The organism is Ruegeria sp. K11, assembly GCF_056531905.1.
Window position 1 is genome coordinate 70245 of the sequence record NZ_JBQFMP010000003.1, and the last position, 22332, is coordinate 92576.

Here is a 22332-nt window from a genome sequence, read left to right on the forward strand (position 1 = left end):
AATCTGCGGATCACAAAACGCGTTCAAGCGCCTCCAAAAGCTGATCAATTTCCTGCCTTGAGGTGTAGTGCGTAAAGCTCAGGCGCAACACACCCTGCGCCTCGTCAACACCCATGGCCTGCAAGGGCCGACCGGCATAGAAATCCCCACCTCCGGCCATGATCCCGTACTTTGCCAGTTCGGCCGCAACAGGTTCAGCCGGTCGGTTCAAGGCCAGCGCAACGGTCGGTGCCCGCCGGTCGGCATCTGACGGGCCGATCAGGCGCACGGCGTTGCGGGACTTTACGGCGTCCAGTACGGGTTGCAGCAATGCGACTTCCCGGGCGCGCATCAAATCGTGAACAAACGCGCCCCGCGCCGCCGCGCCAGAGGCTGGCCCGCCATGGTGATCGTTCAGCAGATCGACATAGTCAACCAGACCGGCACAGGCGGCAATCTGGGCATGATCGGGGCCCGCGGGGGTAAACCGTTTGTAAAGCACATCTCCGTTAAAGTGATGGGCCTGATTGGGCAGCAATTGTCCCAGCGCCCGCCGGATCACCATGCAGCCCTGATGCGGACCATATGTCTTGTAAGCCGAGAACAGGTAGATATCAGGACCCAGATCGCTCACATTGGGCAACCCGTGCGGCGCGTACGAGACGCCGTCCACACAAACAAACGCGCCCGCGGCATGGGCGATAGCGGTGATTTCCGTAACGGGGTTCAACTCTCCCACCACGTTGGAGCAATGGGGAAAACAGACCAGACGCACCTTGTCGTCCAGCATATCTTCAAGCGCCTGAGGGTCCAGCGAGCCGGTATCCGGGTCAATCTGCCATTCCCGTATCTCGACGCCGTCCTCGGCAAGGCGGCGCCAGGGACCGGAATTTGCTTCGTGATCCTGATTTGTCACCACGATTGCATCACCGGGCTGCATCCACTGGCGAAAAGCTTGCGCCAGCACATACGTGTTTTGCGTGGTCGATGGACCAAAGCTCAACTCATCGGTGTCCACGCCCATCAATGCGGCCAAACGGGTGCGGGCCTCGTCCATTTCTTCACCGCCCAGCCGGCTGGCCTCATAGGCAGCATAGGGCTGTACCTTGCGCTGATGATAAAAGCGAAACAACCGGTCCAGAACCGGCTTGCAAGTGTATGATCCACCTGCATTTTCAAAGAACGCCTGACCTTGCAGGCTGGGTTCGGAAAATGCGGGAAACTGCGCGCGCACGAACTCAATATCCAAACCGCTCATCGCGCGGACCTCCTGACGTCTCAATTCCACTGATTGTCCGGGGCAGTAAGCCCATAGCCGCCTGCCGCGTCAACGAAAAAGGCCCCGGTTTTCACCGGAGCCTTGTTCGTTTTCAAACCGTCGGCTCAGATCAGCTGCGGCGACGTTCGTTCATGAGGCCAATGAAAAGCGAAACGCACATCAGCACCAGAACGATCGCGAAGGGGAACCCGGTCGCAATAGCTGCAGCCTGCAGCGCACCCAAGCCTCCGCCCAGCAGCAGCACGATGGCAATCGCGCCTTCCAGAACGCACCAGAACACACGCTGTGCGGTCGGAGCGTCTGTTTTGCCGCCAGCGGTGATCGTATCGATCACCAGCGAGCCCGAGTCAGAGCTGGTTACGAAGAACACGACAACCAGGATGATGCCGACAAAAGACAGCAGCGAGGTCATCGGGAACTGTTCGAACATGGTGAACATCTTCAGTTCCAGCGCCGCGTCCGACAGGGCCTGACCGGAACCGGACAGAACCTGATCCAGTGCGGCACCGCCAAAGACGGCCATCCACAATGCGCCAACCACGGTCGGGATCAGGATCACGCAGGTCACGAATTCGCGGATGGTGCGACCGCGCGAGATACGCGCGATGAACATACCAACGAACGGCGACCAGGAAATCCACCACGCCCAGTAGAAGGTGGTCCAGCCCTGCATGAAGTTGACGTCTTCACGGCCAACCCAGTTGGACAGGGCAGGCAGCGCAACCACGTAAGCGATCAGGCTGTCAAAGAACCCGGTCAGGATCGCGATCGTCGGACCAAGGATCAGAACCAGGAATAGCAGGGCTGCGGCCAGAATCATGTTCGCCTCGGACAGACGCTTCACGCCTTTGTCCAAACCAGCCACGACCGAGACCAGAGCAAACGCGGTGATCAGACCGATCAGCAGTACCTTCATCCCATCGCTCACCGGTACGCCGAACAGATAGTTCAGACCGGCCAGCGCCTGCGTCGCCCCCAGACCCAGCGAGGTTGCCAGACCAAAGATGGTCGCGAAAACCGCAAGAACATCAATGATGTGACCCAGCGGACCCCATGTCGCTTCGCCAAAGATCGGATAGAACACCGACCGCATGGTCAGCGGCAGGCCACGGTTGAAGCTGAAGAAGGCCAGCGCCAGAGCGACAACCGCATAAACCGCCCAAGGATGCATCCCCCAGTGGAAGATGGTTGCAGCCATGGCCAGCTTTTTCGACGCCTCAGGGTCCTCCAGACCCGCACCCAGCGGGGCCCAGTCCGTGCGCACGCCGTCTTCGCCAACGGCAATACCGCCGACGGACGAACCGTAGTGCGAAATCGGTTCTGCAACACCCCAGAACACCAGGCCGATCCCCATGCCTGCCGCAAACAGCATCGCAAACCAACCTGCGTAGGAATAATCAGGTTTTGCGTCATCACCACCCAGTCGGATCGACCCAAATGGTGTGACGATCAGCATGAGCGAGAACAACACAAAGATGTTGGCTGCAATCATGAACACCCAGTCGAAGTTGCTGGTCAATGCCGGACGAAGCCAACCGAAGAACTCCGACGCCTGCTCGCGGAAGACAAGCGAGAAGAACACGAAGGCAATGACGGTTAGACCCGAAACGACAAAGACCGGATTGTGGACGTCCAGACCAAAAATCTGAACATTGTCCTGACCGACTTCATAGTCGGTATCCGTATTATCGGACATTTCTCTTCCTTTCTTATTACGTACGACAGTCTTCGGTTAAGGAAGTTGAAAGCGGCACGACTGCTGAGACCGTCCGATGACAAAAAACGACATTCTTGCACTGTTTTGTCAGATTTCCGACATCACGGATCGGTGAGCCCGACACTATGCTCCGGGAATCACGCCACGCCTTTAATTATCGGAATATGAACTTGTAACGAGCACCCGCAACACGGGTCAGCGTCAGCCCTGAACCTTGGTATAGGTCCCCTCGCCCGCCAGGATTCCACGGAACCCGCCGGGCTCATCCAGACCGAAAACGATCAAAGGCAAGTTATTGTCCCGCGCCAGCGCAATGGCCGAGGCATCCATGACGCGCAGGCGCTTAGTCAGAACGTCGTCATACGAGATCGTATCATAGCGTACGGCATCCGAATTGGTTTTCGGATCCTTGTCATAAACACCATCGACACCGTTCTTGCCCATGAAAATTGCCTCACATGCCATTTCATTGGCGCGCAGGGTCGCAGCTGTATCGGTGGTGAAATAGGGGTTACCTGTGCCTGCAGCGAAGATACAGACACGCTTCTTCTCAAGGTGCCGCACGGCGCGGCGACGAATATAAGGCTCGCATACCTCGTCCATGCGGATGGCGGAAATAACCCGGGTAAAGACCCCCTCGCCTTCCAACGCCGATTGCATTCCCAGCGCGTTCATGACGGTGGCCAGCATTCCCATATAGTCAGCCGTCGTCCGCTCCATCCCCTGTGCCGAGCCGCTGAGGCCCCGGAAAATATTGCCGCCGCCGATTACCATGCAGATCTCGACCCCCAGATCATGCACTGATTTGACCTCTTGCGCGATGCGCTGAACGGTTGGTGGGTGCAGACCGAATCCCTGATCCCCCATCAGCGCCTCGCCCGAGATCTTCAACATCACGCGTTTATACGCTGTTTTGGGGGCTTCTGTTGTCTCGGTCATGGGGGAAAGGGTCATGTTGCGCTCCGGGCTGCGACGGGGTTATTTTCCGGCGCAAAATGGAGCAAAACCGCTTCAGGTTCAATGCGGATAGTCAGGAACTGGGCAAACTATATGGACGACAATTCTGCCGTACGGCTTTGGGATCGCCTGCCGCCCATTCCAAACGACAAACCCGTGCTGATCGCCGGCCCGACCGCGTCCGGAAAATCGGCACTGGCGCTGCTGATCGCCGCGCGCCTGGGTGGCGTCATCGTCAATGCGGATGCCAGTCAGGTCTATGATTGCTGGCGGATCATCTCGGCACGACCGTCTGTGGACGAAGAGGCCCGGACGCCCCACCGGCTTTACGGCCACATCGCTTATGACCAGAGCTATTCCACCGGCCATTGGCTGCGCGAAGTCACGCCCATGCTCGACGCGGGTTCCCGCCCGATCATCGTGGGCGGCACGGGGCTGTATTATTCCGCGCTGACGGAAGGGATGGCCGACATTCCGCCAACACCAGCCGACATTCGGGCAAAGGCGGATGATATGCCGCTTGCAGAATTGATCGCCGGAGTTGCCGATGAAACGCTGCTGCGTCTGGACCTGCAAAACCGGGCCAGAGTTCAGCGCGCATGGGAGGTACAGAAGGCAACCGGTCGCCCCCTGCACGAATGGCAGGCCCAAACCCGCCCCCCGGTTCTTGCACTCGAACACACCGTTCCCATTGTCTTCAACGCCGACAAGACCTGGTTGCTGAACCGCATCAACCAACGCTTTGACAAGATGCTGGAACAGGGGGCCTTGGCCGAGGTCGAGGCCATGAGGGACCGGTATGACCCCGCCCTTCCAGCCTGCAAGGCCATTGGCGTCCCAGAGATTATGGATCATCTGAACGGTCGCCTCAGCCTTGACGACGCGCGAGAGCGGGCCACGGTTTCAACCCGGCAATTCGCCAAACGCCAGCGCACCTGGTTTCGCGCGCGCATGAAGAACTGGCACTGGATCGATGCCACGCCCTGACGGTGACAGTCCGCCCGACTTTGCGGAAGTTTGATTGCGCAAAGGCGCAAGGGTTCATCCGCTTGCGTCCCGCGCGCCATGCCATCGCGATCCAAATCCGCATGCAGAATCGCTGGCGTTGTTAGGTTTCAGATTGCGACATCGCCTGCACTACTTTCACGAGAGATGTCGTTTTTGGATGATCTATGACGATTCCGAACATTGACCTATATTCAAATCTGGTGCGGAATGCCGTCATGGGGGATGACCACAACGAGAATAACAAGCTCTTGGTCCAGCTGACCGGCGGCAGCCTGTTCAGGTAACGCAGATCGCAATCAAAAGAATTCAGTGTCACAGGGAGACATCTATGGAAAACCAGACAATCAATGGAAAGCCGATGCATTGGGCGGCCGAGATGCACGCCAGGGAATACCGCGAAGGCAATCTGAGCCGTCGCGAGTTTCTGGCCCGCGTCACCGCGCTGGGCGTTGCCGTTCCGACCGCATATGGCATGATCGGTCTGCAATCACCCGCGGCAGCAGCCGAACCGCAGCAAGGCGGCACCATTCGTTATCAGATGGAAGTACGCGCGCTCAAAGATCCGCGCACCTTTGACTGGACGCAAATCGCGACCTTTACGGCGGGCTGGTTGGAGTATCTTGTCGAATACAACAATGACGGCTCGTTCAAGCCCATGCTGCTGGAAAGCTGGGAAGCGAACGAAGACGCGACCGAGTACACGCTGAATGTGCGCAAAGGCGTCAAGTGGAACAATGGCGATGACTTTACCGCCGAAGACGTCGCGCGCAACATCACCGGCTGGTGCGACGCAACGCTCGAAGGCAACTCGATGGCTTCGAGGATGGCGTCGCTGGTTGACGAAGCGACCCAGCAGGCCTCCGAGGGCGCGATCACCGTGGTGGACAGCCACACCGTCAAGCTGAAATGTAACGCGCCCGATATCACCATCATTCCGGGCATGGCCGACTATCCCGGCGCAATCGTTCACAGCAGCTTTGATGCCAACACGATGCTCGACAACCCGATCGGCACCGGCTTTATGAAGCCCGAAAGTCACGAGGTCGGCGTCAAAGGCGTTCTGGTGCGCAACGAGGACCATGACTGGTGGGGCTACGAGGCCGGCAAAGGCGGCTATATCGACCGGATCGAGTTCATCGATTACGGCACCGACCCGGCCGCGTTCCTGGCCGCCTATGAGGCCGAAGAAATCGACATGAACTGGGAATCGGTCGGTGAATTTGTCGATATCTTTGACAGCATCGGCCTTGTGCGCTCGGAAATCCCGTCGGGCTTTACCATCGTGATCCGCCCGAACCAGCTGGCCGAAGATGCGGATGGCAACAAGATTTATGCGGACAAGCGAGTCCGTCAGGCGCTTGCCATGGCGGTGGACAACGAGGTTTGTTTGGAACTGGGCATGTCCGGCTATGGCATCCCCGCGGACAACTGCCATGTTGGTCCGATGCACCCCGAATATGACTCGTCGGTCACCCGTATCCCCTATGATCCCGCCGGGGCAAAGGCCCTGATGGAAGAAGCGGGCATGGCTGACTTTGAGCACGAAGTGCAGTCCATCGACGATGACTGGCGCCGGAACACCACCGCCGCCGTTGTGGCCCAGCTGAATGACGCGGGTATCAAGGCCAAGCACACGGTTCTTCCGGGCTCGACTTTCTGGAACGACTGGACCAAGTACCCGTATTCGTCGACCAACTGGAACCACCGTCCGCTGGGTACGCAGATCCTGGCCCTGGCCTACAAGTCGGGCGCGGCTTGGAATGAGTCTGCTTTCTCGAACGAAGAATTCGACACATTACTGGCCGAAGCAAATTCGCTTTCGGATGTGGACCAGCGCCGTGAAGTGATGGGCAAGATACAAGCGATCATGATCGAAGAAGGTGTGGTCATCCAGCCCTATTGGCGGACGGCAATGCGTCACCATCGCGACAACATGGTCGGTGTTGAAAAGCATATCGCGGACCTGCCGCAGCTTTACAAGTTCGGCCTGACATCCTGAGCCGCAACAAATAAGGGCCGCGCCACACAGGCGCGGCCCTTCGTCCTCAATACGGCGACCAGCAGAATAGCAACGCGTCGGGCAAGTTGCGCCCAACGCCAGCCGACCAACAGGGGCTAACATGGGACTTTTCATTCTAAGGCGCGTCGGGATCATGCTGATCACAGCATTGTGCCTGACATTCCTGGTCTTCTTTCTCACCAATCTCTACCCGAACCTGGAAAAGCTTGCGAAAACGCAGGGCAATTTCCGGATGTCGGATGAACAGGTCGAGAGTTTTCTGGAAAAAGGCGGGTATCTACAGTCAACGCCGATCAAATACGGCGAATGGCTGGGCGTTCTGCCCTCATACCGGCACACGAATGAGGACGGCACTGTTCAGGGCCGATGCATTCTACCGGGCAAAACCGCCGAAGAGTCTCCTAATTTCTGCGGCATCCTTCAGGGCTATTGGGGGTATTCGACCGTCTTCAAGGAAGAGGTCGGAACCGTTGTCGGAACCCGTCTGGCTCTGACCGGGCGGCTGATGTTCTGGGTGATGCTGCTGATGGTCCCCTCGGCGCTGATCCTTGGCATTCTGGCGGGGATGAAAGAGGGTTCGGCCACGGACCGCACGCTTTCGACCTTTGCCATCACAACCACCGCGACACCGGAATACGTATCAGGCGTGATCTTCATCGCGATCTTCACGTCCTCTGCCGTAGGGCTGAAATGGTTCAAGGGCACAGCCACGCAGGCAATGGAGAACCCGACGTTCGAGAATTTCTTCTTACCCGTGCTGACAATCGCGCTGTATGGCATGGGCTACATCGCCCGGATGACCCGCGCCTCGATGACCGAGGTGATGACAGCGCAGTATATCCGCACCGCGCGCCTGAAAGGTGTGTCCTTCCCCAATATCGTCATGAAACACGCGCTGCGCAACGCTCTGATCGCGCCGTTCACCGTCATTATGCTGCAGTTCCCATGGCTGCTGAATGGTGTGGTGATCGTCGAGACCCTGTTCAACTACAAAGGATTCGGCTGGGCGCTGGTGCAGGCGGCGGGGAACAATGACATCCAGCTGTTATTGGCGATCTCGGTCGTGTCGGTCTTTGTGGTGCTGGTGACGCAGCTGATCTCGGATATCGGCTATGTCTACCTCAACCCGCGCATTCGCATTTCTTAAGGGAGGGTCAGATCATGGAACCACTTACCTGGACCGGCTCTATCGCCTTCCTCAACCCGCTATTCGCTCTGGCATTGGCGCTGATGGCCTTGTCCATCGTCGTCTGGATGCTGGCCAGCATCGTGCTGCCCGAGGACCAGATGACCGTGAACCCCGATGGCACGCTCACCTCAAGCTCGGGCCTGCGGAACATGATACAGGCCGCGCTGCGCTATAGCTTTCTGGCCAGCGTGGGGATTGCCGTCGCCTATGTCGTGCTCGGTATCCTGATGGGAACAAGCGCCGGGATCATCGGTGCGATTTCACAGCAATTCCTGCCCGTCTGGCTGTCGCTGGTCATCCTCTATGCCATGTCGATCGCGTTCAAACGCAAGCTGGGTCTTTATGGCAAATTGTTCGACAGCCCCATCGGCATGATCGGCTTTGGTCTGGTGATGTTCTGGGTCTTTACCGGCATTTTCGGCGCAATGGACCTGATCGTCACGCATGACCCGCTGTCGCAGGTTTCGGGCATGAAGAACAAGGTGCCCGGCACCCCGCTGGCAGGTGCGGAGGAAGGCGTCTATTCCTGGTATCTGCTGGGTGGCGATAACCTTGCCCGCGACGTCTTTAGCCGCATGGTCAAAGGCGCGTGGATCGTGGTGCAGATCGCACCGCTGGCGACGATGTTTGCCTTCATGGTCGGGATAACTTTGGGCCTGCCCGCCGGGTATTACGGCGGTCGTCTGGATACCCTGCTGTCCTTCCTGGCGAACCTGATCCTGGCTTTCCCCGTGATCCTGCTGTTCTATCTGCTGGTCACACCCGAGATCGTTGCGACCGGGGTGCCGAACTATATGGCCGCGATCCTGTTCATCTTCCCGATCATCTTCCTCGGCGTCCTGTTGAATTCGCGGTACTACACCCGGCCGAATTTCCGGACGCCTTTGTTGATCGGCGTTCTGGGCGTGGCGCTGTGGTTCTACCTGTCGCTGATCTCGACCGGAGGCTACATCATCAACACCGACAGCTACCGCATCTGGGGCCTTCCGACCTATCTGGACCTGTTCGACATTCCGGGCGGCATTCTGGTTGTTTTTGTCTCGGTGGTCTTCGTGAACTCGCCCACGGTGTTCCGCATCGTGCGCGGGCTGGCGCTGGACATCAAAACCCGTGACTATGTGGCGGCGGCGCAAACACGCGGCGAGGGTCCGTGGTACATCATGCTTTGGGAAATCCTGCCCAACGCGCGGGGTCCGCTGATCGTCGATTTCTGTTTGCGCATCGGCTATACCACCATCCTTCTGGGGACTTTGGGTTTCTTCGGGTTGGGCCTGCCGCCGGAAAGCCCGGATTGGGGGTCCACGATCAATGAGGGGCGCAAGCTTTTGTCGATCTATCTGCACCCTGCCCTTCCGCCTGCTCTGGCCCTGTTGTCGCTGGTTCTTGGTTTGAACCTGCTGGCCGATGGTCTGCGCGAAGAAAGTCTGAAGGACTGATTGAGAGCGGCCGGGGGGCCAGCCCCCCGGACCCCCCGGGATATTTTTAGCCAGATGAAGGGGATCCCGCATTTGGTGAGGAGCAAGCAAGATGAACAAACTGGCGGATTATGACGGGCCTATTCTGGAGATCGACAAGCTTTCGATTTCTTTTTTCACCCGGCTGAGGGAAATTCCCGCCGTTATGGATTTCTCGGTCAGCGTGCAGCCCGGGGAGGCTGTGGGTCTGGTCGGCGAATCCGGCTGTGGGAAGTCCACTGTGGCGCTGGGTGTCATGCAGGATTTGGGCAAGAACGGACGCATCGTTGGCGGCTCGATCAAGTTCAAAGGGCGTGATCTGGGTGAAATGAGCACCGAGGAGTTACGCGATATTCGCGGCAATGAGATCGCGATGATCTATCAGGAGCCGATGGCCTCGCTGAACCCGGCGATGAAAATCGGCAAGCAGCTGATGGAAGTGCCGATGATCCACGAAGGCGTGGGCGCGGAGGAGGCCTATGCCCGTGCGCTAGAGGTGGTCACTGATGTGCGTCTGCCCGATCCCGAGCGGATGCTGAATTCCTTCCCGCATCAGCTGTCAGGTGGTCAGCAGCAGCGGATCGTGATTGCGATGGCGTTGATGTCTAAACCCTCCCTGTTGATCTTGGATGAACCAACAACTGCTTTGGATGTGACGGTTGAGGCCGCGGTGGTTGAGCTGGTCAAGGATCTGGGCAAGAAATACGGCACTTCGATGCTGTTTATCTCGCACAATCTTGGGCTGGTGCTGGAGACCTGTGACCGGCTTTGTGTGATGTATTCAGGTGAGGCGGTCGAACGTGGCTCGATCAAGGATGTGTTTGACGAGATGCAGCACCCTTATACGCAGGCGCTGTTCCGGTCGATCCCTCTGCCGGGGGCCGACAAGAACGCGCGCCCGCTGGTGGCCATTCCGGGAAACTTTCCGTTGCCGCATGAGCGCCCGCCGGGATGTAATTTTGGCCCGCGCTGCGATTATTTCGAAGAAGGTCGGTGCGACGCCAAGGACATTCTGATGGAGGCTGTGCCGGGGAATGACCGGCATCACACACGCTGTCTGAAGTTCCAGGAGATCGACTGGAATGCACCGATCACCGTGGGCGAGCGGAAAGACAAGGGTGAGATTGGCCGGGCCGTTCTGAAAATGGACAACCTCAAAAAGTATTACGAGGTCGCGGCGAATGCATTATTCGGCGGGGGTGAGAAGAAGGTTGTGAAGGCCAATGAAACGTTGAGTTTTGAGGCCCACGAATCCGAGACCCTGGCCATTGTCGGGGAATCCGGTTGCGGCAAGTCTACCTTCGCCAAGGTGTTGATGGGTCTTGAGACGGCAACCGACGGGCAGATATTGCTGGACAATCGCAATATCGAAGATGTGCCGATTGAGGAACGTGACGCCAAAACCGTTGGCGAGGTTCAGATGGTGTTCCAAAACCCGTTCGATACGCTGAACCCGTCGATGACCGTAGGTCGTCAGATCATCCGGGCGCTGGAGATCTTCGGCGTTGGGAATTCCGAGGCAGACCGCAAGAAGCGAATGCTGGAACTGCTTGATCTGGTCAAACTGCCGCGCGCGTTTGCCGACCGGATGCCACGACAATTGTCAGGCGGACAAAAACAGCGCGTGGGTATCGCCCGCGCCTTTGCCGGGGACGCCCGAATTGTGGTTGCGGATGAGCCCGTCTCGGCGTTGGATGTGTCAGTGCAGGCGGCGGTGACTGATCTGTTGATGGAAATTCAGCGCGAGCACAAGACGACCCTGCTGTTCATCAGCCACGATCTGTCCATTGTCCGTTATCTCAGCGACCGCGTGATGGTGATGTATCTGGGCCATGTGGTCGAACTGGGCACCACCGATCAGGTCTTTGCCCCGCCCTATCACCCCTATACCGAGGCATTGCTGAGCGCGGTGCCCATCGCGGACACATCCGTTGAAAAGCAGCATATCGTGCTGGAAGGCGATATCCCCTCGGCCATGAACCCGCCGCCGGGCTGCCCGTTCCAGACCCGATGCCGCTGGAAGTCCGAAGTGCCAGACGGGCGCTGCGAGTCCCATGTTCCACCAGTTCAGACCCTGGCGGATGGGCATCAGGTCAAGTGCCACCTGTCAGAAGATATTCTCGCCCGGATGGAACCCGTTATCAAAATCGCGGCGGAGTAATTCACAGCGTACTGAAAAGGGGCCGGTTCAAGACCGGCCCTATGACGTTCGATGGGCGTTGTAACGGAAACACGCGGAATATTGGATACGCGCAAGAGACAGCCCATTCCTGAACCTCAACCCGTCAAGACATTGTTTCCGAAATGCATGAACTCTTGGTTCATGCCCGATATCTCAGCGGCTTCCAGCGACAGGCTGGCACTGTCCAGCATCTTATGGCTTTTCTGTCCCTTGACCCATTCATCGGCAGATTGCAGCGTCGTTAGCGTATAAGACGTGACTTCGTTCAAATAGTGGGTCGGAATAATAATCTTGGGCTTCAGTTTAGAAACGATGTCATTGCCCTGATCATAGCTCAGGATGTGCTCTGAGCCGTCGACAGGTAGTGTCAACACATCAACCTGACCAATGGCATCCCAAAACTCCTGCGGTGGGTTGTGGCGGTTATCACCCCAGATCAGTGTCCGAATACCCCCGGTCTCGACCAGATAAACTACCATATCCATATGACCGACATTATTCGGCGGGCATGCCTCGACCCCAAACTCTGCAAGTGCGTTCGTCCAGTCATACCAACCGGGTGCCACACATGCGTGCTTGTCCGCAAATCCGGTGATTTTCACATCCGCGAACTCGAATTTACCGACCATCCTGTCCAGAACCATTGTCGAATTTGGCCGCTCAATCGCGTCATGGTCGAAATGCGCATGTGTGGACAATGTAATATCAACCGGAATTTGCGGAAACTCGTTTCTGAACCATAAACCCCAGGCGCCAGATGGGTCATCCCGCCATGGGTCAAACAGAACCGTAGCACCGTTGGGTGAGGTAATCCTGATCGCACAGTGACCAAAATAGTCGATACCGACTGCTCCGCTGCTGGCAGTACCGGTCGAACCTTGCAGATCGATGACATGATTGTTGTTGCCGGGCTGCAGCCATGCCTGCGATTGCGCATCGGCTGGTTTAGACGTCAACAACGACGCCCCTGCCCCAACTCCGGCGGCACCGGCGGCCATGAAAAACGAGCGCCGCGACACTCCTGTGGCCAGCTTGTCCTTTTTACCATTCATCAATGTTGGCTTGAGATCTTTCCGATCCATTCTGGTTCCTCCCTTGAATTCGCAACACCGGCGTTTACCGGCCAATGCGGCAAGCCTAGCAATTGCGTTTGGGGAACCTCAGACGGGAAAAACACGGGGGGAATATGGGGGCTTTCCCCATATAACCCGCTCACGAAATCGTGAGGAGATGGCTGCGCAAGTTCTGGTCGCGCCCTTCCAGCCCAAGCTTTTTGCGAATGTTGTTGCGGTGGAAATCGATCGTCGATGTCTCTCGGGACAAGGCCCTGGCGATGTCCTTGGTGGTTTTTCCAGACATGACCAACTGCGCAATTTCAATCTCGGTCGGCGTCATGATCGCAAAGGCATCCGTCAGCTTATCAGACAGGGTCGAGGTAATCTGCTTTAGGTTCTTATCCGCAAGATCCAGGTAGATTTGAGATGCTTCATTACCGCTGACATGGTCCCGAAGCTTGTCAAGATACGGCAAGACCATACCACGCACCTGGTCCACAATTTCCTGGTCTCGCGACTGGCGGTCTGCATCCACGTTGCTGAGTAAAACCCGCAGCGCGGTATTTGTTTCGCGTAACTCACGCGTCCTTTGTTGCACGCGGATTTCAAGATGCGACAGCGTTTCGGTCAGTTTCTGCTCCAGTGCGCGTCTCAGGTAAACCTCTTGCAACAATGCCAAATCGGCTTCGACCATTCGTGCGAACTGAGCAAGGCCCTTACGGAACAACAAAGCTTGGCGATTGCGGTTGCGGTCCAACACACAGATCGTGCCAAAGACCCTGCCATCCGGCCATTTCAAAGGTAGACCAATGTAAAAGGACATGCCGTGTTCCATATCCTCATTATCCATCCACAGCGGATCACAATCGGCGTCCTCGACCACAAGCTCATCATCGCGCTCAAGAACGCCCTGACAGTATAGCTTTGGATGGAGATGAAAGGTCATCCCCTCCGGATACGGATTTTCGGGGTGATCAGAAGTGACAAGAACGGCGTGTTGCGGTGCGTCAGTCTTCATGATCAGGCTGGCTGGCACATCGGCAAGTTGCGCGACAAGGTCAACAAGGCTCTGCCAGTTTTCGATGGTTTCCTGTGGAATTTCCGGACGATCAACGGTCACTTGGCGGGGCGCCTTTTGCGGTTTCGACCGCTTGAGCTTACTATGCCGGTCCAGCAGCGATCAACAATCCGTCCTGCCGCAACGCGGCACCGCCGGATTACCCGCCCCAGATCACCTTCACGTAGTTCTGGGTTTCGGCGTAGGGCGGGATTCCGCCGTATTTCTCAACAGCACCCGGGCCCGCATTATAAGCGGCCAATGCAAGGGGCCAGGATTTGAATTTCCGGTATTGCGTCGACAGATACCGCGCGCCGCCTTCAAGGTTCTGTATCGGATCATGCGGGTTCACACCCAAGGCCCTTGCCGTTTGCGGCATGAGCTGGGCCAAGCCGAGCGCGCCTTTGTGGGATTTGGCCTGAGGGTTCCAGCCACTTTCCTGTTGCACCAGACGCAGAAAAAGCTCTTCCGGGACGTTATGCTGACGGGCCACGCGGCGGGCGTGATCCAGATACTGGCCTCGGTAGTTTCCGGTATAGCGCTTGTTAAATCCGGTGTGCTTTGTTTTCGGCTTCAGCCGTTCTGAGCCGCGATATTGACTGGCAGCGCGTCCATCAAGCACCTTGGATTGCTTGAGAAATATTGCCTGTCGGTTCTTCGTCGACAGCGTTTCCGCTTGTGCTGCAACAGACACAAGACACAGTCCCAAAACCGAGATACCACCAACCAGAAAGCGCATAGATGCCTATCCTGCCCGCTCAACAACCAGACGGATTATAGGTATTCCAGATGGAAATGAAAGCTTGGTAAACGGGTTCGAAAAAATTTGATCGGACCCGTTGCGTCGATCAACCATGTTTTAACCATGACGCAGGCCGTATAGGGTCGGCACGAGAACACAGGCGTCAGATTCGGGCGCGATCCAGTCAGAAAAGAACGAGGGAATATATGGCGGGTTCAGTCAACAAGGTCATTCTGGTCGGCAATCTGGGCCGAGACCCCGAAGTGCGGTCGTTCCAGAACGGGGGCAAAGTGTGCAATCTGCGCATCGCCACCTCGGAAAACTGGAAAGACCGGAACACGGGTGAACGGCGCGAACGGACCGAGTGGCACTCGGTCGCGATCTTCTCGGAGCCACTGGCCCGTATTGCCGAGCAGTATCTGCGCAAGGGCAGCAAGGTCTATATCGAGGGCCAGTTGGAAACCCGCAAGTGGCAGGATCAGTCCGGTCAGGACCGCTATTCGACTGAGGTCGTTCTGCGCCCCTATCGCGGGGAGCTGACACTGCTTGACAGCCGTGGCGAAGGCGGCGGCGGTCAGGGCGGCGGCTATGGTGGCGGACAGGCCGGCGGCGGCTATGGCGACCCATATGGGGGCCAGTCCAGCGCGCCCGCACCTGCATCGGGCGGAATCGATGACGACGAGATTCCGTTTTAATCGATACGGAGACACAACATGGCATGGTCCTTCTCACTCGGCCGGTTACTCGGTTCGGAACTGAGGGTCCATGTCACCTTTTTTCTGCTGCTCGCATGGGTCGGGTTCGCGGCTTACAGCAGTGGTGGATGGCCCGCTGCCATTAACAACCTGCTATTTGTCCTGACCCTGTTTGCCTGCGTCGTCGCGCATGAATTCGGGCACGCGCTGATGGCACGACGGTTTGGTATCCGAACGCCCGACATCACCCTGTTACCCATTGGTGGTCTGGCCCGGTTGGAACGGATGCCGGAAAAACCCATGCAAGAAGTGTGGGTGGCCTTGGCTGGCCCGGCGGTCAACGTGGTGATCTGGATTATTCTGATGATCCTCGGCGCACGCATTCAACCGGACACGCTGAGCCAGATCACACCCCCCCGGCTCGACCTGCTGAACCGCCTTGCCTACATCAATTTGTTGCTGGCCGCGTTCAACATGATCCCTGCCTTTCCAATGGATGGCGGGCGTGTGTTCCGGGCGTTGCTGTGTCTGAAAATGGATCGCGTGAAGGCCACTCGGTTTGCCGCCATCGCTGGGCAGATCGTTGCCGTTGGTCTGGGCTTTTTTGGACTGACATCAGGAAATCCAATTCTGGTGCTGATCGCTGTGTTTGTCTTTGTTGCGGCCAATGCGGAAAGTCAGGATGTGGCCATGCAGTCGGTCGCCCGGCGTGTCCTGGCCCGCGATGCCATGATCACCGAGTTTCACGCCCTGTCGCCTTTGGATACGCTTGCGATTGCGGCCCATGCCGTCATTCACACGACGCAGCACGAGTTTCCGGTGCTGGATCAGGATGGCACGCTGTTGGGCTTTGTCCCCCGAAACCGGCTGCTTGCCGCTTTGGCAAGTGATCATCCCCGCTCGGATCCGGTGACGTCGGTCATGGACACGGATATCCCCCGGGTTAGCTTGACCACAGGTCTGAACAAAGTGCTCGAAGGGCTGCATCAGGGCGCACCCGCAATTGCCGTTTGCACGAAGGCGGGTCAGATGGTGGGCTATATCACGCGTGAAAACATCGGCGAGTTGATGGTGATACAGGGACGCTGACGGACTTAGCGCGTGTTCAAGGCATCTTCCAACACAGTCAGAACTGCATCACGCGGCACCTCGGCAGTCACAAACGCGTCGCCGATTCCGCGGGCCAGAATAAACCGCAACTGGCCGTCGATGACCTTCTTGTCCTGCCCCATCAAATCAAGCAAGGCAGGTGCGTCCGGCAGATCTCCGGGGATGTCGGCCAGATCGGTCTTCATTCCCATGGCCCGCAGATGCGCGCGCACGCGACTTGGGTCTTCCTGAGAACACAGACCAAGGCGCGAGGACAGCTCGAACGCAAGCGCACACCCTATGGCCACACCTTCTCCATGCAGCAATCGGTCGGAATATCCTGTCGCGGCTTCGAGCGCATGACAAAAGGTATGGCCAAGATTCAATAGCGCCCGGTCGCCCTGTTCCGTTTCGTCGCGCGCGACTATATCGGCTTTCATCTGAACCGAGCGGGTTACGGCCTGCACCCGTGCGGCCATGTCACCAGCAGACAGGGACGGGCCATTCTCTTCCAACCATTCAAAGAACGAGGCATCGCCCAATAGACCGTATTTGACGACTTCCCCATACCCGGCCAGAAAATCGCGTGCTGTAAGCGTGCCCAGAACCGCGGTATCGGCCAGAACCAGAGACGGTTGGTGAAAAGCACCGATCAGGTTTTTGCCATGGGGCGCGTTGATCCCCGTTTTACCGCCGACTGAACTGTCCACCTGAGCCAGCAATGAGGTCGGGATTTGAACAAACCGCACCCCACGTCGCAGCACAGCCGCCGCAAACCCGGCCAGATCGCCGATGACCCCCCCGCCCAGGGCGACCACGACGTCGCGCCGTTCGACCTTTTCTGACAGCAGCCATTCGACTGCACGTTCGAAATGGGGCCAGCTTTTGGTGGCCTCGCCCGGTGGCAGCGCCAGAGCGCTCATCTCGATCCCCGCGGCCCCCAGGCCATCGCGCAGCGCGTCCAGATGCAAATCAGCAACCGTTTCATCCGTCAGAACCGCAACGCGCCGACGCGGCAACAATGGTGCAATGCGCGCCCCGGCCTGCGCCAGAAGATCAGGACCGATTTCAACGTCATAAGAGCGCTCGGCCAAATCCACATGTACTGTTTGATGCATTTACTTCTGTTCCAATACGTCCGGACGTGTCAGCAGCGCTGCAACAACCCGGTCCACCATATCCTCGATCGCGGTCTCGCCGTCCGACTGAGCCACCAGGTCAGCCTGACCATAAACCGGCACGCGGGTCTCATAGAGATCACGCAGTGTCGCAAAAGGGTCCGACGTGCGCAGCAAGGGGCGTGTGTCCTTGTGGCGAACCCGGTTCCACAAAACTTGCAGGTCGGCCCGAAGCCAGACCGATACCCCTCTGGCCGAGATCATCCGGCGATTATGTTCCGACAAGAATGCTCCGCCACCGGTCGACAGAATGCCCTTTTCATTGTCCAGAAGGCGTCCGATCACCTGACTTTCTTTGGTCCGGAAAAACGGCTCACCGTCGCGGGCGAAAATCTCGGGGATGGTCATGTTGGCCGCCGATTCGATCTCGGCATCGCTGTCCAGGAATGGCACCCCGAGCCGCGCGGCCAACGCACGGCCCACGGCTGTCTTACCCGCACCCATCATACCCACCATAACGACCGTTTTGTGCAGAATTAATTTCTGCGCAGTGCTTGTCCGGGACTCGTTATGCTTAATTTCGCTCATTTCGTCGTGAATGACGTGATCTTGGCAAAAATGCTAGCTATAACTTGGACAAAAGCAAAAAATGAGGCAGCGTTCACCTATGGGTCGTCTGATCAAATTTCTCGTGTACTTGATCTGCCTGTGTTTTATCGGGCTGGTTGGATATGCCTATATCGGGCCTTACTTTGGTGCTGATTTTTCGGCACCGCAAGATGAAATTCGCGAACCGGTAATTCTGAATGCAGACTAAAGCCACTCTGCTGGCACTTGTTTTCAGTGCGGTGCAGGTTCAGGCAGAAGAACCGCTTTCGGTCATCGACTGGCTCAGCGATCCACCCGAACACTTGCCCGGAACGGTGCTGCTGGAACCGCCAATCTCCCAAACCGGGGTACTGCCCGAAGTGCAGGTTACGCCATTGGAAACCCTGTCACCGCCGCTTGGGTTGGTTTCGTCTTCGGTGACCGGTCTTCCGGTTGATATGTGGCAGGCCAGCGATCCGATGCGCCTTGCAGACCTGATTGCGCGCGTTCCGGTGAAATCGAACCCCGCCATGCAGCGGCTTTTGTTTACGCTTTTGTTGTCCGAGGCGCGCGCCCCTGCGGATGCATCTGTGCGGGATGAATTGCTGTTGGCGCGATTGGATCGCCTGATGCAGCTGGGGGCTGCGGACCCGGCGCAATCTCTGGTACAACTGGCGGGCCCCACAGATTCCCAAGACCGGTTTCAGCGCTGGTTCGATGCCACCTTGCTGACCGGTGACGAAGATCGCAGTTGCACCGCGTTGATTGCGCAGCCGCATTTGTCACGCGACTACGCGGCTCAGATATTCTGCAAGGCCCGTCGGGGGGATTGGACATCGGCCGCCCTGACACTTGAGGCCGCGCACGCCCTGCAGCTTTTGCCCGACGAGGAGCTGGCGCTGCTGGATCGCTTCCTCAGCCCCGAACTGTTTGAAGACGCCGCATATCTGCCGCAGCCGGATCATCCTGATCCACTGACCTTTCGCCTGTTCGAGGCCATTGGTGAACGTCTGCCCTCGGCCTCCTTGCCGCGCGCCTTTGCCAATGCGGATTTGCGGGATGTTGCCGGCTGGAAAGCCCAGATCGAAGCCGCCGAACGGCTGACGCGGATCGGTGCACTGACGTCAAACCAGTTGCTGGGATTGTATACGGAACGCAAACCCGCGGCATCCGGCGCGGTGTGGGACAGGGTGGCGGCAATCCAGAACTTTGAAAGTGACCTGGAAGCGGGCGACCCTGATCGCATTGCAAAGTCACTGATGACAGTTTGGGACCAGATGACCCGGGTCAGCCTCGAGGTACCCTTTGCCGAACTTTTTGCTCCGCGCCTGGCGTCGCTCAGCCTACCGACACCCGAGGCCGAAGATTTACGATGGCGTATTTTGCTCTTGTCTGAGCTTTACGAGGACGCGGCGAAGGACACACCCGGGCAGTCCAGCGCAAATGCCTATCTTGCCGCGTTGTCCGCTGGCGATCCAGGCCGCGCGCCCTCGCCATCGCCTCTGGCGGACGCGATTGCCGAGGGGTTTGCGTGGTCTGCGCCAATCCCGTCCGACATAAACCTGTTGTTGACCAACAATCGTTTGGGCGAAGCCATTCTGGAAGCCATGCAGCTGTTCGCCCACGGCGCGCGCGGAAACCTTGTGGACCTGACCGCCGCAATCGCCACGCTGCGCCGGGTGGGACTGGAAGACACCGCCCGGCGCGCGGCCCTGCAGCTGATGATCCTGAACGGAGCGTGATCATGCGCGCACCGGACAATCAGGATCAGTGGATTTCCACCTTTCTTGAGGCGCAGGCAGCCGAGCTGGGCGCGGCCACAAACACATTGCTGGCCTATGGGCGGGATTTGAAGGATTTCTCGGATTGGCTGAGCCAACAAAATTCGACATTTGACCGCGCCGACCGGGATCAGATCGAAGGTTACCTGATCGATTGCGACGCTCAGGGCCTGTCCAGTTCGACCCGCGCGCGGCGCCTTTCGGCAATCAAACAACTGTATCGCTTTGCCTTTGAGGAAAACTGGCGCGAGACCAACCCGGCCATACAGATCAAAGGACCTGGTCGTGCCAAACGCCTGCCGAAAACCCTTGATGTGTCCGAGGTCGACCGGCTGCTTGAAGCCGCCCGCAAGACCGGTCGCACCAAAGCGGACAGGCTGCGCAACACCTGCCTGATGGAACTGCTTTATGCCACCGGCATGCGCGTGACCGAGCTGGTGTCACTGCCTGTGTCTTCGGCCCGCGGCGACCCACGCATGCTGCTGGTGCTGGGCAAAGGCGGCAAGGAACGTATGGTCCCCCTGTCCCCACCTGCCCGCGACGCATTGGCCGCCTGGCTGGTAGTACGTGACGAGGCAGAGGATCAAGCGGTAGCCGATGGCGGACAGCGCTCTCGGTTTCTGTTCCCATCGCGCGGGAAATCCGGGCACCTGACCCGGCACTGGTTTTTCCTGCTGATCAAGGATCTGGCGGTCGGGGGCGGTGTCTCACCGCAGAAAGTGACCCCTCATACCCTGCGGCACGCCTTTGCGACGCATCTGCTGGCAAACGGGGCCGATCTGCGTTCGATCCAGACCCTGCTCGGGCATGCCGATGTCGCGACGACCGAGATTTACACCCATGTTCTGGATGAACGGTTGTCCGAACTGGTGCTGGAACATCACCCGCTGGCAAAGGATGAACCAACCGACAAGGGCTAACCCCTTGATCGGCGGGTGTCGCGCCCCCATAACGAATGCATCAACAAGAATATTCTAGGACCGATGGAACCCACTTCTTCCCTGCTCGACGGCGCTTTTTGGATCACCGCAAGCTCTATCCTTCTATTGCTCGTGTTGTCGGGCTTTTTCTCGGGCTCGGAAACCGCCCTGACCGCGTCATCGCGCGGCAAGCTGCGCACACAGGCGGACAAGGGATCACGCGGCGCGCAGAAAGCGCTGGAGATCACTGACGACAACGAGCGTCTGATCGGGTCGGTCCTGCTGGGCAACAACCTTGTGAATATTCTGGCGGCCTCGCTGGCAACCGCCCTTTTTACAAGGCTGTTCGGTGAAAGCGGCGTGGCCCTGGCGACTTTGGTAATGACGCTTCTGGTGCTGATCTTCGCCGAAGTTCTGCCCAAGACCTATGCCATCACAAATGCCGAGAAGGCTGCCGCTCTTGTGGCACCCGTCATCAGTGTCGTGGTCACCGTATTTTCGCCGGTCGTGGCCGCCGTGCGGCTGTTTGTGCGCGGTGTTTTGCGCCTGTTCGGTGTTCAGATCGACCCGGACAGCAACATTCTTGCCGTGCGCGAGGAAATCGCCGGAGCGATCCAGCTGGGCCATTCCGAAGGGGTGGTCGAGAAGGAAGACCGCGACAGGATTCTGGGAGCGCTGGATCTTGGGGACCGCGTCGTCGAGGAAATCATGCTGCACCGCTCGAATATCGAGATGATTGATGCGGACGACGACCCCGAGACGATCCTCAAGCAATGTCTGGAAAGCCCTCACACCCGGCTGCCGGTTTTTCGGGAAGAACCCGAGAACATCATCGGAGTGGTACACGCCAAAGATCTGTTTCGTGCCATGTACGCACAGGCAGGCGGGGCGGATGACAGCAGGGAACGGCTGAAAAGTTTTGACATCACCAAGGTCGCCAATGATCCCTATTTCGTACCGGAAACAACCACGCTGGACGATCAGATGCGCGAGTTTCTTCAGATGCACAGCCACTTCGCGCTGGTGGTTGATGAATACGGCTCGCTGCGTGGCCTGATCACGCTGGAAGATATTCTCGAAGAGATTGTGGGCGAGATTGCCGACGAGTTCGATATCGAGGAAGAAGTCCCCGTGACCCGCACCGACGACGGTCAGTTCCTTGTGGAAGGTGCTATGACGATCCGCGACGCCAACCGTGCGCTGGATTGGTCTCTGCCCGACGAAGAAGCCAACACGCTGGCCGGGCTGGTGATCCACGAGGCGCAGATGATCCCGATTGTCGGGCAGGTCTTTTTGTTTCACGGTTTTCGGTTCGAGGTCACGGCGCGTGAAGGCAATCGGGTGACCGCGCTGAAGGTGCGTCCACTATAGCGACACAGTGTCGCTGATGGTTTCGGCAACCGACGCGACAGGTGCGACCTGCGCGCTTTGATCTCAGATGACATATGCGACCAAGGCTGTCGTGAACGGAACAGTAATGCACTGACCGCGCCCACAGTCTT

18 protein-coding genes are annotated in these 22332 nt (G+C 58.1%); 10 read left to right on the plus strand and 8 right to left on the minus strand.

Annotated elements, in window-relative coordinates; genetic code table 11:
- Positions 1-10: 10 nt before the first annotated feature.
- The 3 genes from ACR0K4_RS05430 to pyrH form a co-directional block, all read right to left on the minus strand.
- On the minus strand, positions 11-1237 hold the full coding sequence (locus tag ACR0K4_RS05430) for an aminotransferase class V-fold PLP-dependent enzyme (protein WP_480853162.1): 1227 nt from the start codon (positions 1235-1237) through the stop codon (positions 11-13).
- A gap of 130 nt (positions 1238-1367) precedes the next feature.
- Positions 1368-2954, minus strand: a complete 1587-nt coding sequence (locus ACR0K4_RS05435; protein WP_480516438.1) for a BCCT family transporter — start codon at positions 2952-2954, stop codon at positions 1368-1370.
- Positions 2955-3176: 222 nt separating this feature from the next.
- Positions 3177-3914, minus strand: a complete 738-nt coding sequence (gene pyrH, locus ACR0K4_RS05440; RefSeq protein ID WP_480516591.1) for a UMP kinase — start codon at positions 3912-3914, stop codon at positions 3177-3179.
- A gap of 111 nt (positions 3915-4025) precedes the next feature.
- Here pyrH and miaA point away from each other — a divergent pair, with 111 nt between their 5' ends.
- The 5 genes from miaA (at position 4026) to ACR0K4_RS05465 (ending at position 11764) form a co-directional block, all read left to right on the plus strand.
- Positions 4026-4919 carry a tRNA (adenosine(37)-N6)-dimethylallyltransferase MiaA gene (gene miaA, locus ACR0K4_RS05445; protein ID WP_480853163.1) on the plus strand — a complete coding sequence of 298 codons (894 nt, stop codon included), beginning with the start codon at positions 4026-4028 and terminating at the stop codon, positions 4917-4919.
- Positions 4920-5268: 349 nt separating this feature from the next.
- On the plus strand, positions 5269-6939 hold the full coding sequence (locus ACR0K4_RS05450; RefSeq protein ID WP_480516434.1) for an ABC transporter substrate-binding protein: 1671 nt from the start codon (positions 5269-5271) through the stop codon (positions 6937-6939).
- Positions 6940-7060: 121 nt separating this feature from the next.
- Complete coding sequence (locus tag ACR0K4_RS05455) at positions 7061-8107, plus strand: ABC transporter permease (protein WP_480516432.1); 1047 nt, start codon at positions 7061-7063, stop codon at positions 8105-8107.
- 14 nt (positions 8108-8121) lie between these two features.
- The gene (locus ACR0K4_RS05460) at positions 8122-9585 is read left to right on the plus strand and encodes an ABC transporter permease (protein WP_480853164.1); all 1464 of its coding nucleotides are present in this window, start codon (positions 8122-8124) and stop codon (positions 9583-9585) included.
- Positions 9586-9676: 91 nt separating this feature from the next.
- Positions 9677-11764 (plus strand): dipeptide ABC transporter ATP-binding protein, encoded by a 2088-nt coding sequence (locus ACR0K4_RS05465; RefSeq protein WP_480853165.1) that lies wholly within the window; start codon positions 9677-9679, stop codon positions 11762-11764.
- 116 nt (positions 11765-11880) lie between these two features.
- Here the strand turns inward: ACR0K4_RS05465 and ACR0K4_RS05470 are convergent, their stop codons facing one another.
- The 3 genes from ACR0K4_RS05470 to ACR0K4_RS05480 form a co-directional block, all read right to left on the minus strand.
- Entirely contained in the window at positions 11881-12867 is a 987-nt protein-coding gene (locus ACR0K4_RS05470; RefSeq protein ID WP_480853166.1) for an MBL fold metallo-hydrolase, read from the minus strand.
- 130 nt (positions 12868-12997) lie between these two features.
- Positions 12998-13960: a LuxR C-terminal-related transcriptional regulator gene (locus tag ACR0K4_RS05475; RefSeq protein ID WP_480516424.1), complete on the minus strand. Its 963-nt coding sequence runs from the start codon at positions 13958-13960 to the stop codon at positions 12998-13000.
- 97 nt (positions 13961-14057) lie between these two features.
- A complete protein-coding gene (locus tag ACR0K4_RS05480) occupies positions 14058-14636 on the minus strand; it encodes a lytic transglycosylase domain-containing protein (protein WP_480516422.1) in 579 nt (192 codons plus the stop codon).
- Positions 14637-14845: 209 nt separating this feature from the next.
- On the opposite strand from ACR0K4_RS05480, the gene ssb reads away from it, so the two are divergent.
- A complete protein-coding gene (ssb, locus tag ACR0K4_RS05485) occupies positions 14846-15334 on the plus strand; it encodes a single-stranded DNA-binding protein (protein WP_480516420.1) in 489 nt (162 codons plus the stop codon).
- Between the two features lie 18 nt (positions 15335-15352).
- The gene (locus ACR0K4_RS05490; protein ID WP_480853167.1) at positions 15353-16423 is read left to right on the plus strand and encodes a site-2 protease family protein; all 1071 of its coding nucleotides are present in this window, start codon (positions 15353-15355) and stop codon (positions 16421-16423) included.
- A 5-nt stretch (positions 16424-16428) separates the two neighbouring features.
- Here ACR0K4_RS05490 and aroB read toward each other — a convergent pair whose 3' ends face one another.
- Together aroB and ACR0K4_RS05500 are read right to left on the minus strand one after the other, a co-directional pair.
- Positions 16429-17541, minus strand: coding sequence for a 3-dehydroquinate synthase (gene aroB / locus ACR0K4_RS05495; protein ID WP_480853168.1), 1113 nt, complete (start codon positions 17539-17541; stop codon positions 16429-16431).
- On the minus strand, positions 17542-18129 hold the full coding sequence (locus ACR0K4_RS05500) for a shikimate kinase (RefSeq protein WP_480853169.1): 588 nt from the start codon (positions 18127-18129) through the stop codon (positions 17542-17544).
- A 218-nt stretch (positions 18130-18347) separates the two neighbouring features.
- On the opposite strand from ACR0K4_RS05500, the gene ACR0K4_RS05505 reads away from it, so the two are divergent.
- The 3 genes from ACR0K4_RS05505 (at position 18348) to ACR0K4_RS05515 (ending at position 22201) form a co-directional block, all read left to right on the plus strand.
- Positions 18348-19871 (plus strand): hypothetical protein, encoded by a 1524-nt coding sequence (locus ACR0K4_RS05505; protein WP_480853170.1) that lies wholly within the window; start codon positions 18348-18350, stop codon positions 19869-19871.
- A 2-nt stretch (positions 19872-19873) separates the two neighbouring features.
- Positions 19874-20830 carry a site-specific tyrosine recombinase XerD gene (locus ACR0K4_RS05510; protein WP_480853171.1) on the plus strand — a complete coding sequence of 319 codons (957 nt, stop codon included), beginning with the start codon at positions 19874-19876 and terminating at the stop codon, positions 20828-20830.
- 63 nt (positions 20831-20893) lie between these two features.
- Complete coding sequence (locus ACR0K4_RS05515) at positions 20894-22201, plus strand: HlyC/CorC family transporter (protein ID WP_480853172.1); 1308 nt, start codon at positions 20894-20896, stop codon at positions 22199-22201.
- Positions 22202-22332 lie beyond the last annotated feature (131 nt).